Genomic DNA, 14,626 nt, shown 5'->3' with positions numbered 1-14,626 from the left:
TTATGAAAGTGCTGGCTTCTGTTAAGCGCATTTGCCGCAACTGCAAAATCATCAAGCGCAACGGTGTCGTGCGCGTGATCTGCTCGTCGGATCCCCGCCACAAGCAACGCCAAGGCTAATCGGAAAGAGGATTGACGAATGGCACGTATCGCAGGGGTTAACATCCCGAACCACAAGCACACCGAAATCGGCCTGACGGCCATTTATGGTGTCGGCCGCTCGCGCGCTCGCAAGATTTGCGAGGCCACCGGTGTACCGTTTGACAAGAAGGTCAAGGATCTGACCGACGCCGACCTGGAAAAGCTTCGTGACGAAGTGGGCAAGGTTACGGTCGAGGGTGACCTGCGTCGTGAAACCACGATGAACATCAAGCGTCTGATGGACCTTGGTTGCTATCGTGGCATGCGTCACCGCAAGGGCCTGCCCATGCGCGGTCAGCGTACCCGGACCAATGCCCGTACCCGCAAGGGTCCGCGCAAGGCCGGCGTGGCTCTGAAGAAGTAAAGCCGAAGGCAGAGGAAGAAACTAATGGCAAAAGGTCCGAATAACGCCGCTCGCGCGCGTAAAAAGGTCAAGAAGAACGTTGCCGACGGCATTGCGCACGTCCACGCCTCGTTCAACAACACCATCATCACGATCACCGACCGTCAGGGCAACGCCCTGTCGTGGGCGACCGCCGGTGGCCAGGGCTTCAAGGGTTCGCGCAAGTCGACCCCGTTCGCTGCCCAGGTTGCTGCCGAGAACGCCGGCCGCGTGGCGCAAGACCAGGGCATCAAGAACCTGGAAGTGCGCATCAAGGGCCCCGGCCCTGGCCGTGAGTCGGCTGTCCGCGCGTTGAACGCGCTGGGCATCAAGATCGCGATCATCGAAGACGTCACGCCGATTCCGCACAACGGCTGCCGTCCGCCGAAGCGCCGCCGCATCTAAGCGCTGGCGTTGTCCGGGCCCGGCGGGTTTACCTGCCGGTTTCGGATATGGTAGTATCGCGCGTTGACCTGCTGCATTTGATGCGGCAGGTTTTCGTTTTGCATCGATGGGATGTCGCATAAAGCACATTCCGTTGTCGGTGCGCTATAAATGCTTTCAGCGTCGTACCAGGCCACATCCGGCCAGGTCGCGCTTCATAAGCCCACCGTCCGTCACGGTCTTCCCAAGGTTCTGGGAGGCACTGCGTTGACGGACTCGCGGCGCGTCAAGAAGGCGCCGCGATCGATCAAAGGAAGACAACGTGGCACGTTATACCGGCCCGAAGGCCAAACTTTCCCGCCGTGAAGGCACCGACCTGTTCCTGAAGAGCTCGCGCCGCTCGCTGGCCGACAAGTGCAAGCTGGACAGCAAGCCGGGCCAGCATGGCCGCACCTCGGGTGCCCGCACCTCGGACTACGGCAACCAGCTGCGCGAAAAGCAGAAGGTCAAGCGCATCTACGGCGTGCTCGAGCGTCAGTTCCGCCGCTACTTCGCCGAAGCCGACCGTCGCAAGGGCAACACCGGCGAAAACCTGCTGCAACTGCTGGAGTCGCGCCTGGATAACGTGGTGTACCGCATGGGCTTTGGCTCGACCCGCGCTGAAGCGCGCCAGCTGGTTTCGCACAAGGCGATCCTGGTGAACGGCCAGACCCTGAACGTGCCGTCGGCCCAGATCAAGTCGGGCGACGTCGTTGCCATCCGCGAACAGTCGAAGAAGCAAGTCCGTATCGCCGAATCGCTGTCGCTCGCCGAGCAGTCGGGCTTCCCGACCTGGGTTGCCGTGGATGCCAAAAAGTTCGAAGGTACCTTCAAGCAAGTTCCGGATCGCGCCGATATCTCTGGCGACATCAACGAAAGCCTGATCGTCGAACTGTACTCGCGTTAATCCGCGAGCAGACGGCCCAGCGCTTGCGTTCTCCGCAAAGCTTCTCTTTCAGCCCGACGCGCGCTATGCGCGGTCGGGCTTCGCCCATCGTTGCGATGGGAATTTTCAGGTTCCAAACGTCAGCCTTATCGGTGTAACGAGCCGAGGGTATTGAAAAGGACAACCTAATGCAAACAGCACTCCTCAAGCCAAAAATCATCGCCGTCGAGCCTCTGGGCGACCATCACGCCAAAGTCGTGATGGAGCCGTTCGAGCGCGGCTACGGCCATACGCTCGGTAACGCCCTGCGTCGCGTGCTGCTGTCGTCGATGGTCGGCTATGCCCCGACCGAAGTCACGATCGCTGGGGTGGTCCACGAGTATTCCACCATCGACGGCGTGCAGGAAGACGTCGTCAACCTGCTGCTCAACCTGAAGGGCGTGGTGTTCAAGCTGCACAACCGTGATGAAGTCACGGTGTCGCTGCGCAAGGATGGCGAAGGCGTTGTCACGGCTGCCGATATCGAGTTGCCGCACGACGTTGAGATCATCAACCCGAACCACGTTATCGCTCATCTGTCGGCCGGCGGCAAGCTGGACATGCAGATCAAGGTCGAGCAAGGCCGTGGCTATGTGCCGGGCAACGTGCGCAAGTTCGGCGATGAGTCGGGCAAGGTCATCGGCCGCATCGTGCTGGACGCTTCGTTCTCGCCGGTGCGCCGCGTGTCGTACGCCGTTGAGTCCGCTCGCGTCGAGCAGCGTACCGACCTGGACAAGCTGGTGATGAACATCGAAACCGACGGCGTGATCTCGCCCGAGGAAGCGATCCGCCAGTCGGCCCGCATCCTGGTCGACCAGCTGTCCGTGTTCGCCGCGCTGGAAGGCACCGAGTCGGCAGCCGAGGCTGCTTCGAGCCGCACGCCGCAGATCGATCCGATCCTGCTGCGCCCTGTCGACGACCTGGAGCTGACGGTGCGTTCGGCCAACTGCCTGAAGGCCGAGAACATCTACTACATCGGCGACCTGATCCAGCGTACCGAGAACGAGCTGCTGAAGACCCCGAACCTGGGTCGCAAGTCGCTCAACGAGATCAAGGAAGTCCTCGCCTCGCGTGGCCTGACCCTCGGCATGAAGCTCGAGAACTGGCCGCCCGCAGGTCTGGAAAAGTAATTGTGGCGCAGGGGTTAGCCCCTGCACCGCGGTAACCGCCCTGGCTTCGGCCGGGGCTCGTATGACTACCGGCCCGCGTCCAGCCGTATCGGACGATAGAAGAGCTGGACAAACACTTAACTGAAAGGAATCATCATGCGTCACCGTCATGGTCTGCGGAAACTGAACCGCACCTCGTCGCACCGCCTCGCGATGCTGCGCAACATGTCCAACTCGCTGTTCCAGCACGAGCTGATCAAGACCACCGTGCCCAAAGCCAAGGAACTGCGCAAAGTCGTCGAGCCCCTGATCACGCTGGCCAAGAAGGACACCGTTGCCAACCGCCGCCTGGCTTTCGCACGCCTGCGCGACCGCGACATGGTCACCAAGCTGTTCACCGAACTGGGCCCGCGCTATGCCACCCGTCCGGGCGGCTACACCCGCATCCTGAAGTTCGGCTTCCGTCAGGGCGACAACGCGCCGATGGCGCTGGTCGAACTGGTGGATCGTCCGGAAATCACCGAAGCCCCGGCTGAAGAAGCCGCGGAATAAGTGCGTTTCCCCGCCTGCTGCCGTCGTGCGACGGCTGCGGGCACACCGCTTACAATCGAGCCAGGCATTCGCCTGGCTCTTTTGTTTTGGGCGCCAGCCGCCATTGCCAGCCATTCCAGGAGAGTGCCGATGCCCGATCCCAGCCAGTCACCGGACCCCGCGGAGGTCCTCGTAGTGATCACCAATGCCCCCGATGCCGGGACGGCAGCGCGGTTGTCCAGGGCCGTGCTGGAGGCGCGCGCGGCGGCCTGCGTGAATCGTTTGGCCGCGGTGGAATCCGAGTACTGGTGGCAAGGCGCGCTGGAGCAGGCGCAGGAGTGGCCGCTGCTGATCAAGACCACGCGAGCGCGCTACGCTGCACTGGAGGCCGTGATCCGGCAACATCACCCCTATGACGTGCCGGAGATTGTCGCCGTGCCGGTGACGGCGGGTTTTGCGCCTTACCTGGGGTGGGTCGGCAGCGAGACGAATACCGGCGCGAAGCCGGCGGAATAAGGGGCCAATGGGACTGTCGCCCAGCAGCGGGTACGACGGGACCTATCGCTTAGGACAGACAGGAAACAGGTTCATGAACATCGGTTTGGCACTTCCGGAGCGCGCGCGCGGGCCGGTCCGCGCGCGGCATATTGCCGCAGTCCTGTTCGTAGTACTGGCCTGGCTTTGCCTGGCTGGCGCTGCGCTGCCGGCAACGGAGGACGACTTCCTGCCGCCGGAGCAAGCCTTCCGCTTCGACGCGCGCCAGATCGACGACACCACGGTGGAAGTGCGTTTCGATGTCGCCCCTGGCTACTACATGTACCGCGAGCGTTTCGCCTTTGCGACGGAACCTGCCGCCGTGAAGCTGGGCACGCCGGACTTCCCGCATGGCAAGGTCAAGTTCGACGACACCTTCGGCAAGGAGATGGAGACGTACCGCGACAGCGTTACCATCCGCGTGCCGGTAGCGGCAGCACCGGCGGACGGCAAGTGGACGCTGACAGTCACCTCGCAAGGCTGCGCCGACAAGGGCCTGTGCTATCCACCGATGGAAAGCGTGTACAAGGTTGGCGGCACCGGCCTGGCCGACCTGTTCGGTAAACGGGGGCGCTCCGACGCGCCCGCCGCGGCTACATCGCCAGCCCGGCCGGCTCAGCCGGCCGAGCCGGCGCCCGCTGCGACGCTGCGCGCGGATGACAGCGACCGCATCGCGGGCGCGCTGGCGAGCGGCAACGTGGGCCTGATCGCGATGCTCTTCTTCGGCCTGGGCCTGCTGCTGACCTTCACGCCGTGCGTCCTGCCGATGGTGCCGATCCTGTCATCGATCGTCGTCGGCGAACACGTTACGCGCAGCCGTGCGCTGGTGGTGTCGCTGGCCTATGTACTGGGCATGGCGGTGGTGTACACCGCCGTCGGCGTGGCTGCCGGACTGCTGGGCGAAGGTCTCTCGGCCGCGCTGCAGACCCCGTGGGTGCTGGGCTTGTTCGCCGCGCTGATGGTGGCGCTGGCGTTTTCGATGTTCGGCCTGTACGAGCTGCAGCTGCCGCAGCGTTGGCAGACGCGGCTGACGGAATCGTCGAACCGCCGCCAGGGGGGCCAGGTGGCCGGTGCGGCGGCGATGGGTGCGATCTCCGCGCTGATCGTCGGGCCGTGCGTGACCGCGCCGCTGGCGGGCGCCCTGGCCTATATCGCGCAGACCCGCGATGCGGTCATCGGCGGCGCGGCGCTGTTTGCGATGGCAGTCGGTATGGGCGTGCCGCTGGTGCTGGTGGGCGTGGGCGCGGGCAACCTGCTGCCGCGCGCCGGGCGCTGGATGGAAGTGACCAAGCGCTTCTTTGGCTTCCTGCTGCTGGGCGTGGCGCTGTGGATGCTCGGTCCGGTGTTGCCGGCGTGGGCGACGATGCTGCTGGTGGCGGTACTGTTGCTGGTCGCGGCGGTGTTCCTCGGCGCCTTCGACGCGCTCGGGGCCGATCCGCGCAACCTCGCGCGCGTGGGCAAAGGGCTTGGCGTATTGTTCGCGATCGCCGCAGCCATCGTGCTGATCGGCGTGGCATCGGGCGGGCGCGATCCGCTGCAGCCGCTGTCGCACCTGAGCGCGGGCCGTAGTGGTGCGGAAGGCGCAGGCGCCTCCCAGGCGGTGCGCTTCGAGCGCGTGCGCAGTGTCGCGGAACTGGATGCCCGCGTGGCGCAGGCCGCTGCGGCCGGCAAGCCGGTGCTGCTCGATTTCTATGCCGATTGGTGCGTCAGCTGCAAGGAAATGGAGCGCATGACCTTCGTCGAGCCGCGCGTGCGCGCGCAGTTGTCCGAAATCGTGCTGCTGCAGGCGGACGTGACCGCCAACAATGCCGATGACAAGGCGCTGCTCAAGCGCTTCGGGCTGTTCGGGCCGCCGGGGATCATCCTGTTCGGACCGGATGGGCGCGAGCGGCCGGTGCGGGTGATCGGCTATCAGTCGGCCAACCGTTTCCTGGAGAGCCTGGAGCGGGCCTTCGGCAAGCGCACCAGCACCTGAGGCGTACCTGCGCCTGCGTTAGTGCTCCAGCTGCCGCGCCACGGCCCACAGCGTGCCCAGCACCACCACCACCGCCCCCATCAGGCCGATGGACCACCAGAATCCATCCGGCGCCTGCAGCCACGGCATGCGTTCGAAATTCATGCCGAAGATGCCGGTGATCAGCGTCAGCGGCATGAACAGCGCCGTGATCAGCGTCAGCATGCGCATGGTGCGGTTGGTGCGGTGGGCCACTGCCGAAAAGTGGATCTGCACCGCCGACTCGATTGAATCTTCCAGCCGCCGCGCATGGGCGAGCACGCGCTGGATATGCTCCATCACGTCGTTGATGCGCACCAGCAACACTTCGTCGCGCCCCGGGACATCTACCGGGGTGCCTTGCTGGTCGCTGCTGTAGCGGTTGTCGAGCAGGCTGTCGCGGAATTCCTGCAGTGCGTCGCGCTGCTCCTCGCTCAGGTGCTCCAGCTTGCGCAGCTGGATGCGCGCGTCGAGCAGCCCCTCCCAGCTGGAAAAGCTGCGGCGCGAGTTCAGCAGCGCGCGCTGCCAGCGGTCGAGCTGGCGTGTCAGCGGGGCGCGCAGTTCCAGATAGCGGTCCACCATCGCATTGAGCAGGCGCAGCATCAGATCCTCTGGCCGGTTGGGCGGGCGCACGCCGTGCAGCAACGTCTGGCCGTTGCCGCGCGCGGGCGCCGCCTGCGGCCGCGGCGCCTGGCAAAGCTCAAGCAGGCGCTGGCGCACCTGATCGACGGTGCGCGACGGGCCGCTGCGCACCGTGACCAGCAGCGTATCGAAGACGAAGAACGTGACCGGCTGGGTATCGATCCTGGCCAGGGCGGGTAAAAAGCCGGGCGGATAGCGTCGCGCACGCGCCGTCGCGTCGCCCGACGTCCCGGGCGCATTGGCCGGCGTTGCCTCCTGCGGCCCGGCCTCGGCGATTGCGCGGCTGGTCTCGAAGGTCAGCTTGCGGAAAATCACCATGTCATACGCATTGGTCGTGTCGAAATACGACGGATGCGCCGCATTGGTGGCATCGGCCAGGTGCAGGTCGAGAATCGAGGCGCCTGCGAGCTGGCGCACGTTCTCGCGCCATGCATCGGGGGCGGCGGTGACTTCCTCGGTGGAAAAGTCCGCCCAGACGAACAGCGCGGCGGCATTGCCGCCGAGGAAGCTGCCCGCTTCGGTGAGCGAAGCAAGCGGGTGTACCTGGCTGGCCGAGAAGCCGAGCAGTTCCATAGGCGATCAGATCCCGGTAGAGCGACGCAGGTCAGGCGGCCAGCAGGCGCGCGGCGTCGCGCGCGAAATAGGTGAGGATGCCGTCGGCGCCGGCGCGGCGGAAGGCCAGCAGCGATTCCATCATGACCTTGTCGTGGTCGAGCCAGCCGTTCTGCGCGGCAGCCTTCAGCATCGCGTACTCGCCGCTGACCTGGTAGACATAGGTCGGGAAGCGGAACTCGTCCTTCACGCGGCGCACGATGTCGAGGTACGGCATGCCAGGCTTGACCATCACCATGTCGGCGCCTTCCAGGATGTCCTGCGCTACTTCACGCAGGGCTTCGTCGGTGTTGGCCGGATCCATCTGGTAGGTCATCTTGTTGCCCTTGCCCAGGTTGGCGGCCGAGCCCACCGCATCGCGGAAGGGCCCGTAGAAGGCCGATGCGTACTTGGCCGAGTAGGCCATGATGCGGGTATGGATGTGGCCATTGTCTTCCAGCGCCGTGCGCACCGCGCCAATGCGGCCATCCATCATGTCGGACGGAGCCACGATATCGACGCCCGCGTCGGCCTGGGCCAGCGCCTGGCGCACCAGGATCTCCACGGTGGTGTCGTTGATGACGTAGCCGTTTTCGTCCAGCACGCCGTCCTGGCCATGGCTGGTGTAGGGGTCGAGCGCAACGTCGCACAGCACGCCGAGTTCGGGGAAGCGGTCCTTCAGCGCCCGCACCGCGCGCGGCACCAGGCCTTCGGGATTGACGGCCTCGATGCCATCGGGTGTTTTCAGCGAAGGGTCGATCACCGGGAACAGCGCGAGCACCGGAATGCCGAGCTTGACGCAGTCTTCGGCCATCGGCATCAGAAGGTCCACGGAGACCCGCTCGACGCCTGGCATCGAGGCCACGGACTGGCGCTGGTTCTGGCCGTCAAGGATGAACACCGGATAGATAAGGTTGTCCGGCGACAGGCGATGTTCGCGCATCATGCGGCGGGAGAAATCGTCGCGGCGCATGCGGCGCGGGCGGTACTCGGGGAAGGTCGACATGGCAGGCTTCTTGTGCTGGAGACGGGACAGGGAGGTCCCAATGCCAGCCGGCAAGCACTGCGCGCGCGGCGCAACGATGCCGGCTGAAGAAAAACTAAACTTTTGAGCGTGCCCGCCATCATACTCGCGGACACTATGCGTTGCGCCTTGCGTGGCGCGGGCGTCCCCCGCTACTCCTCCCTGAGCGGGTCCCGCCCCAGCGGCGGGAAAGTTCGTCCCCGTTGCTTGCAGCGGGGCTTTTTTTTGCGCGCTGGCTACGCTGCGGCGTTATGCCGCAGGGCCTGCGGAAGCGGGAGGTTCAGCCGCCGTCGGTGCCGTGGCAGCGTCCTGCGCCGCGTCCTTCTGCGCTTCCGGCAGGTTGAGCCAGCCGGCGATCACACCCTGCGCTTCTTCGATGCCGCGGCGCTTGAGGCTCGAAAACAGCTGAGCCGTCAGGGGCACCGGCGTTTCCAGCTGCTCGGCATAGCCCTGCAGCATCTTGCGCGTCTCGCGCAGTGCCTTGGCGTTCTCGCTGTTGGTGAGCTTGTCGGCCTTGGTGAGCAGAACGTGGATCGGCTTGCCGGTAGGCAGGAACCACTCGACCATCTGGCAATCGAGATCGGTGAACGGCCGGCGCGCATCCATCATCAGGATCAGGCCCGACAGTTGCGGCCGCGTCTGCACGTAGTCGCTGAGCAGGCCCTGCCAGTGGTACTTGGCCGAGCCGGACACCTCCGCATATCCGTAGCCGGGAAGGTCGACCAGGAACGCCTGCGGTTCCGGCGCCTTGACCGGGGCCACCGTGAAATAGTTGATGTGCTGCGTGCGCCCTGGCGTGCGCGAGGAAAACGCCAGCCGCTTCTGGTTGCACAGGATGTTGATGGCGGTCGACTTGCCGGCGTTGGAGCGGCCGGCGAACGCTACCTCGGGCACGGCCGTGGCGGGCAGGTCGCGCAGGTGGTTGACGGTAATGAAGAAGCGGGCCTGGTGGAGAAGGGACATGCGCTGGAGAGGTAGGGCGGGGCGCCGCGCGGCGCGCTTTGGCGCGGCCGCGGCCGGGGTGCCGCCAAGGGTGGGCAGGGCTGCGGCCGGGGCCGCTCGCCGGGGTTTGATCTGGCGCAGCCCGCGGCCGGTTCAACACGGCACAGCAGGGCGCAAGGCATCAATCCGGCACATAACTTATTGTACAATACGCCGGTTTACGGTCTCCTGACTGGGTGACGCGCGACATCCTTTGCCGCGTGGCTCGGCTGCCGTTGTCCGGACGGGAAGCCTCGTTGTGTCGTCCTATCGTGGGCACGGCCTTGTTTCGCAGCATGCGTTGCACCTCGGGTGCCGCGGCGGCGGAGCAGGGGCTGGCGGAGGTCTGCCGCCAGGCAACCGCAGCGGATCGGTCATCCGCGCGGGTCGCCACGATGTCAGGCCTTTGTCCCGGCGCGTCCTCACCGCCGGCAGAGTGCCGGTCGGCATGCATTACGGTATCCAAAACAATTCAGAGAAGGTGTGCGAATGAACCGCATTGCGAAGATTCTGGGTGTCCTGGCACTGGCCGTTCCTGCAGCCGCCCTTTCCGGACTGGCATCTGCCGCAGAGCAGGCCGCCGCGAAGGCCGACCCGGCCAAGGGTGAGACGCTGTACACGCAAGGTGCCCCCGATCGCAATGTGCCCGCCTGCCTGAGCTGCCACGGCGCAGCCGGCAACAGCGCGGCTGCCGCCAACCCCAAGCTGGCAGCTCAGCATCCGGAATACGTTCACAAGCAACTGGCGGACTTCAAGTCCAAGGCGCGTAACAACGCGATCATGGTGCCAATGGCATCGGTGCTGACTGACGATGAAATGCGCAACATTGGCGCCTACCTGGCCAAGCAGCCGATCAAGCCGGCCACCGCCAAGAACAAGGACACGATCGAGGAAGGCCAGAAGATCTACCGTGGCGGCATCGCCGCCAAGGGCGTGCCGGCCTGCGCCGCCTGCCATGGTCCTACCGGCGCCGGCATCCCGGCACAGTATCCGCGTATTGGCGGACAGTGGTCGGAATACACCGAGGCACAGCTGGTCGCGTTCCGCCAGGGCACCCGCAAGAACAATTCGGTCATGACGACCATCGCCGCCAAGATGTCGGATGCCGAGATCAAGGCGGTGGCGGACTACGTCGCCGGCGTCCGGTAACGACGTTAGCGCAGTACGCTGGCGCCGCCAGGCGCCTGCGCTTCGGCATGCGGCCCGCGTGGCATGCAACCGAACGCGCCTGTCAAAATCGAAAAGGGTGGCCTGCTCGTCCAAGCAAGTCCACCCTTTTTCATTTCAAAGCAGCACGTTGTCTTAGGTTTCACTGCACATGTCGACCGCTTCCACTTCAGGGCTGCACCTGAAGACCTCTCACCGCGTGTTGCGCGACGCGGTCGAATTGTTGTCCTCGATGCGCTTCGCGATCGCGCTGCTGACGGTCATCTCCATTGCGAGCGTGATCGGCACCGTGCTCAAGCAGAACGAGCCGTATCCGAACTACGTCAATCAGTTCGGGCCGTTCTGGGCCGATGTCTTCCATACACTGTCGCTGCAGAAGGTCTACGGCTCGTGGTGGTTCCTGCTGATCCTGGCCTTCCTGGTGGTGTCCACCACGCTCTGCCTGGTGCGCAACACGCCCAGGATGATTGCGGACATGCGCTCGTGGAAGGACCATGTGCGCGAGCGCAGCCTGCGCGCCTTCCACCATCGCGGCGAGTTCGACGGCGCGCGCACGCGCGCCGAGGCAGTCGGCAGATTGTCGGCGCTGCTGCGCAACCGCGGCTACCGCATCAAGGCCGTCGACCATGACGGCGCCACGCTGCTGGCGGGCAAGGCGGGAGCCGCCAACAAGGTCGGCTATATCCTGGCGCATACCGCCATCGTGGTGATCTGCATCGGCGGCCTGCTCGATGGCGACATGCTGATCCGCGCGCAGATGTGGCTGGGCGGCAAGACGCCGATCAGCGGCAACGCGGTGATCAGCGAGATCCCGCCGCAGCACCGGCTGCCGGCGACCAATCCTGGCTTTCGCGGCAATGCCTACGTGCCCGAGGGGCAGACCGTGTCCACGGCCATCCTGAACGTCGCCGACGGCGCGCTGGTGCAGGATCTGCCGTTCGCGCTCACGCTCAAGAAGTTCTCGATCGACTTCTACGAGACCGGCATGCCCAAGCTGTTCGCCTCCGACGTGATCGTCACCGATCGCGCCACTGGCAAGCAGACCGAGGCCACCATCAAGGTGAACGAGCCGCTGATCGTCAACGGCATCGCCATTTACCAGTCCAGCTTCGAGGATGGCGGCTCGCGCCTGAAGTTCGTCGGCTATCCGATGCAGGGCGCTGCACGCGGCACTTTCGCCATCGACGGTGCCGTAGGCGGCAATGCGCCGCTGAAGGGCACCGGCACCGGCGCGGACAGCGAAGGCGTGACGGTGGAGTTCAGCGACTTCCGGCTGATGAATATCGAGAACGTCACCGACGCCTCGGGCAAGCCCGATGCGCGCGGCGTCGCGCGTAGATCGCTGAACGAGACACTGGAGAAGCACCTGGGTGCCGCGGCCAGCGCCGACCGCGCCAAGACGCTGCGCAACGTCGGCCCCTCGGTGCAGTACAAGCTGCGCGATCGCACCGGGCAGGCGCGCGAGTACAACAACTACATGGTGCCTGTGCAGATGGACGGGCAGTCGGTGTTCCTGGCCGGCATGCGCGAATCGCCGAGCGAGCAGTTCCGCTACCTGCGCATTCCCGCCGATGACCAGGGCAGCGTTGCCGACTGGATGCGCTTGCGCGCCGCGCTGCAGGATCGTGAGCTGCGCGGCGAGGCTGCGCGTCGCTTTGCGCTGGCTTCGATGCCGGGAGACGACAAGGCCGACCTGCGCCGCCAGCTCGCCGAAAGCGCGCTGCGCGCGCTTGACCTGTTTGCCGGCGCCACGCGCCCGACGCCGGATTCGCCGCCGGGCGGCTTCACCGCGATCGCTGCATTCCTGGAAAAGTCGGTGCCGCAGGCCGAACAGCAGAAGGCCGCTGACGTGCTGCTGAAGATCCTGAATGGCTCGATGTGGGAGCTGTGGCAGCTGGCGCGCGCCCAGGACAAGCTGCCGGTGGTGCCAAACAGCGCGCAAAGCGGCACCTTCCTTCAGCAGGCGATCAGTGCGCTGTCGGATAGTTTTTTCTACGGCGCGCCGGTATTCTTGCAGCTCGACGAGTTCAAGGAAATCAAGGCCAGCGTGTTCCAGATGACCCGTGCGCCGGGCAAGAACATCGTGTATCTTGGTTGTCTGCTGCTGACGCTGGGCGTGTTCGCGATGTTCTATATCCGCGAGCGCCGCGTCTGGGTCTGGATCAAGGACAAGCCCGCCGAAGGAATGGCCACGCCGTCCAGCAGCCATGTACTGATGGCGATGTCGACCCAGCGCCGCACGATGGACTTCGAAAAGGAATTCACGGCGCTGCGCGACGACATCGGCCGTGCCGCCGGCGGGACCGCCACGGAAGCGCCACATCACGGCGGCAGCCATTAAACGAGCAGGTACGCTATGTCTTCAAACGTGAATCCGGGCGACCACGCCATGCGTGGCGCCACGCAAGCCACGCGCGCCACACCCGCCCCCGGGGGCATCGGCGACGAGGCCTACCTCGAACCTTCCTTCCTGCGCCGGCTGACGTGGGTGGACTGGCTGTTCGCGCTGGCGCTGGCCGTCGGCGCGGGCGTTGCGCTGTCGCAATACGGGCAGTGGATGGATGGCTACGACAAGGCGGTGCTGATCGGCGCCGTGCCTGCCTTTGCACTGCTCGGCTGGCACTGGAAGGCGGTACGTCCGCTGATGCTGGGGCTGACGGTGCTGTCGCTGTTCGCTATCCAGCTCTACCAGGGCCAGCTCGCGCGCGCGGACCAGGCGTTCTTTCTCAAATACTTCCTGTCGAGCCAGTCGGCCATCCTGTGGATGAGCGCACTGGTGTTCCTGTCCACGCTGTTCTACTGGGTCGGGCTGGCAACGCGCTCGGACACCGGCTACAGCATCGGCAGCAAGCTGTGCTGGGGTGCGATCGTGCTGGGCTTCACCGGCATGCTGGTGCGCTGGTACGAGTCCTACCTGATCGGCACCGACATCGGCCATATCCCCATCTCGAACCTGTATGAAGTGTTCGTGCTGTTCACGCTGATCACTTCGCTGTTCTACCTGTATTACGAAGGCCACTACGGCACGCGCGCGCTCGGCCCGTTCGTGATGCTGGTGGTGTCCGCCGCGGTGGGCTTCCTGCTGTGGTACACGGTCAGCCGCAACGCGCAGGAAATCCAGCCGCTGGTGCCGGCGCTGCAGAGCTGGTGGATGAAGATCCACGTACCGGCCAACTTTATAGGCTACGGCACCTTTGCGCTGGCGGCGATGGTGTCGGTCGCGTACCTGCTCAAGCAGCGCGGCATTCTTGCCGAGCGGCTGCCGTCGCTGGAGTTGCTCGACGACGTGATGTACAAGGCCATCGCGGTCGGGTTTGCCTTCTTCACCATCGCCACCATCCTCGGCGCGCTGTGGGCGGCCGAAGCCTGGGGCGGTTACTGGAGCTGGGACCCGAAGGAGACCTGGGCACTGATCGTGTGGCTGAACTATGCGGCGTGGCTGCATATGCGGCTGATGAAGGGTCTGCGCGGCACGGTGGCTGCGTGGTGGGCGCTGGTCGGACTGCTGGTGACGACCTTTGCCTTCCTCGGCGTCAACATGTTCCTGTCCGGCCTGCACAGCTACGGCGAACTCTGACCGCCACGCACGACGGACATGGTGCGATGCAAGTAAACCTGCCTCCGGGCAGGTTTTTTTGTCTTTTTTTGCAACGTGACGGAATAAAGGCATCACATCCGGTGTTTACTGGTGGAACGGTGCCGGCTGGCGGTACCGGTTAGCATGGAGAAAAAGATCATGGCACGTGTGCGTCTTACCTCTGCAGCATCCCTCGTTCGTCCCGCCGCGCTGGCGCTTGGCTGTGCGGCTGTCCTGCTCGCCGGCTGTTCCGGCATGGGCATGGGCATGGGCGGCAGCAGCGCCGGCAACATGCCGCCCACGGTGAAGGTGACCAGTGGCGTGCTGACCGATCCGCAGGGACTGACGCTGTACACCTTCGACCGCGACACCGCCAACAGCGGCAAGAGCGCCTGCAACGGCCCCTGTGCCACCAACTGGCCGCCGCTGATGGCCGCGCCGGGCTCCAGCGTGTCAGGCCAGTACACCATCATCACCCGCGAGGACGGCGGCAAGCAGTGGGCCTACCGCGGCATGCCGCTGTACCGTTTTGCCAAGGACGCCAAGCCTGGCGACAAGACCGGCGACAACCTCAACAACGTCTGGCACGTCGCCAAGCCCTGATGGG

The 14,626-nt window shown here is 65.1% G+C and carries 15 protein-coding genes; 12 read left to right on the top strand and 3 right to left on the bottom strand.

Annotated elements, in window-relative coordinates; all coding sequences use genetic code 11:
• Positions 1–2: 2 nt before the first annotated feature.
• The 8 genes from rpmJ (at position 3) to dsbD (ending at position 6,019) form a co-directional block, all read left to right on the top strand.
• Positions 3–119: a 50S ribosomal protein L36 gene (gene rpmJ, locus J8I82_RS22170; RefSeq protein ID WP_008642959.1), complete on the top strand. Its 117-nt coding sequence runs from the start codon at positions 3–5 to the stop codon at positions 117–119.
• Between the two features lie 19 nt (positions 120–138).
• Entirely contained in the window at positions 139–504 is a 366-nt protein-coding gene (gene rpsM / locus J8I82_RS22165) for a 30S ribosomal protein S13 (RefSeq protein ID WP_010812377.1), read from the top strand.
• Positions 505–528: 24 nt separating this feature from the next.
• Entirely contained in the window at positions 529–927 is a 399-nt protein-coding gene (rpsK, locus tag J8I82_RS22160; RefSeq protein WP_010812376.1) for a 30S ribosomal protein S11, read from the top strand.
• Between the two features lie 301 nt (positions 928–1,228).
• The gene (rpsD, locus tag J8I82_RS22155; RefSeq protein WP_209761054.1) at positions 1,229–1,852 is read left to right on the top strand and encodes a 30S ribosomal protein S4; all 624 of its coding nucleotides are present in this window, start codon (positions 1,229–1,231) and stop codon (positions 1,850–1,852) included.
• Positions 1,853–2,019: 167 nt separating this feature from the next.
• A complete protein-coding gene (locus J8I82_RS22150; RefSeq protein ID WP_010812374.1) occupies positions 2,020–3,000 on the top strand; it encodes a DNA-directed RNA polymerase subunit alpha in 981 nt (326 codons plus the stop codon).
• Positions 3,001–3,135: 135 nt separating this feature from the next.
• Positions 3,136–3,531: a 50S ribosomal protein L17 gene (gene rplQ, locus J8I82_RS22145; RefSeq protein WP_010812373.1), complete on the top strand. Its 396-nt coding sequence runs from the start codon at positions 3,136–3,138 to the stop codon at positions 3,529–3,531.
• 129 nt (positions 3,532–3,660) lie between these two features.
• On the top strand, positions 3,661–4,026 hold the full coding sequence (gene cutA, locus J8I82_RS22140; RefSeq protein ID WP_209761053.1) for a divalent-cation tolerance protein CutA: 366 nt from the start codon (positions 3,661–3,663) through the stop codon (positions 4,024–4,026).
• 73 nt (positions 4,027–4,099) lie between these two features.
• Positions 4,100–6,019, top strand: coding sequence for a protein-disulfide reductase DsbD (gene dsbD, locus J8I82_RS22135; RefSeq protein ID WP_209761052.1), 1,920 nt, complete (start codon positions 4,100–4,102; stop codon positions 6,017–6,019).
• Positions 6,020–6,037: 18 nt separating this feature from the next.
• Here the strand turns inward: dsbD and J8I82_RS22130 are convergent, their stop codons facing one another.
• The 3 genes from J8I82_RS22130 to yihA all read right to left on the bottom strand — a co-directional run bounded on the left by J8I82_RS22130 (position 6,038) and on the right by yihA (position 9,257).
• A complete protein-coding gene (locus J8I82_RS22130; RefSeq protein ID WP_209761051.1) occupies positions 6,038–7,252 on the bottom strand; it encodes a magnesium transporter CorA family protein in 1,215 nt (404 codons plus the stop codon).
• A gap of 31 nt (positions 7,253–7,283) precedes the next feature.
• Positions 7,284–8,276: a porphobilinogen synthase gene (hemB, locus tag J8I82_RS22125; RefSeq protein WP_209761050.1), complete on the bottom strand. Its 993-nt coding sequence runs from the start codon at positions 8,274–8,276 to the stop codon at positions 7,284–7,286.
• Between the two features lie 267 nt (positions 8,277–8,543).
• Entirely contained in the window at positions 8,544–9,257 is a 714-nt protein-coding gene (yihA, locus tag J8I82_RS22120) for a ribosome biogenesis GTP-binding protein YihA/YsxC (protein ID WP_209761049.1), read from the bottom strand.
• A gap of 507 nt (positions 9,258–9,764) precedes the next feature.
• On the opposite strand from yihA, the gene J8I82_RS22115 reads away from it, so the two are divergent.
• The 4 genes from J8I82_RS22115 to J8I82_RS22100 all read left to right on the top strand — a co-directional run bounded on the left by J8I82_RS22115 (position 9,765) and on the right by J8I82_RS22100 (position 14,622).
• Positions 9,765–10,424, top strand: a complete 660-nt coding sequence (locus J8I82_RS22115) for a c-type cytochrome (RefSeq protein ID WP_209761048.1) — start codon at positions 9,765–9,767, stop codon at positions 10,422–10,424.
• Between the two features lie 169 nt (positions 10,425–10,593).
• Complete coding sequence (locus J8I82_RS22110) at positions 10,594–12,783, top strand: cytochrome c biogenesis protein ResB (RefSeq protein WP_209761047.1); 2,190 nt, start codon at positions 10,594–10,596, stop codon at positions 12,781–12,783.
• 15 nt (positions 12,784–12,798) lie between these two features.
• Positions 12,799–14,019 carry a c-type cytochrome biogenesis protein CcsB gene (gene ccsB / locus J8I82_RS22105; protein ID WP_209761046.1) on the top strand — a complete coding sequence of 407 codons (1,221 nt, stop codon included), beginning with the start codon at positions 12,799–12,801 and terminating at the stop codon, positions 14,017–14,019.
• Positions 14,020–14,178: 159 nt separating this feature from the next.
• A complete protein-coding gene (locus J8I82_RS22100) occupies positions 14,179–14,622 on the top strand; it encodes a COG4315 family predicted lipoprotein (RefSeq protein ID WP_209761045.1) in 444 nt (147 codons plus the stop codon).
• Positions 14,623–14,626 lie beyond the last annotated feature (4 nt).

Source organism: Cupriavidus consociatus, assembly GCF_017814975.1.
GTDB classification, from domain to species: Bacteria; Pseudomonadota; Gammaproteobacteria; order Burkholderiales; family Burkholderiaceae; genus Cupriavidus; species Cupriavidus consociatus.
This window is presented reverse-complemented; position numbering and strand designations above follow the sequence as displayed.

Coding starts and splice junctions, on each gene's coding strand:
- yihA (WP_209761049.1), bottom strand. CDS start 9,257: ATGTCCCTTCTCCACCAGGCCCGCTTCTTCATTACCGTCAACCACCTG.
- J8I82_RS22100 (WP_209761045.1), top strand. CDS start 14,179: ATGGCACGTGTGCGTCTTACCTCTGCAGCATCCCTCGTTCGTCCCGCC.
- rpsM (WP_010812377.1), top strand. CDS start 139: ATGGCACGTATCGCAGGGGTTAACATCCCGAACCACAAGCACACCGAA.
- rplQ (WP_010812373.1), top strand. CDS start 3,136: ATGCGTCACCGTCATGGTCTGCGGAAACTGAACCGCACCTCGTCGCAC.
- J8I82_RS22130 (WP_209761051.1), bottom strand. CDS start 7,252: ATGGAACTGCTCGGCTTCTCGGCCAGCCAGGTACACCCGCTTGCTTCG.
- ccsB (WP_209761046.1), top strand. CDS start 12,799: ATGTCTTCAAACGTGAATCCGGGCGACCACGCCATGCGTGGCGCCACG.
- J8I82_RS22115 (WP_209761048.1), top strand. CDS start 9,765: ATGAACCGCATTGCGAAGATTCTGGGTGTCCTGGCACTGGCCGTTCCT.
- cutA (WP_209761053.1), top strand. CDS start 3,661: ATGCCCGATCCCAGCCAGTCACCGGACCCCGCGGAGGTCCTCGTAGTG.
- J8I82_RS22110 (WP_209761047.1), top strand. CDS start 10,594: ATGTCGACCGCTTCCACTTCAGGGCTGCACCTGAAGACCTCTCACCGC.
- J8I82_RS22150 (WP_010812374.1), top strand. CDS start 2,020: ATGCAAACAGCACTCCTCAAGCCAAAAATCATCGCCGTCGAGCCTCTG.
- rpmJ (WP_008642959.1), top strand. CDS start 3: ATGAAAGTGCTGGCTTCTGTTAAGCGCATTTGCCGCAACTGCAAAATC.
- rpsK (WP_010812376.1), top strand. CDS start 529: ATGGCAAAAGGTCCGAATAACGCCGCTCGCGCGCGTAAAAAGGTCAAG.
- hemB (WP_209761050.1), bottom strand. CDS start 8,276: ATGTCGACCTTCCCCGAGTACCGCCCGCGCCGCATGCGCCGCGACGAT.
- dsbD (WP_209761052.1), top strand. CDS start 4,100: ATGAACATCGGTTTGGCACTTCCGGAGCGCGCGCGCGGGCCGGTCCGC.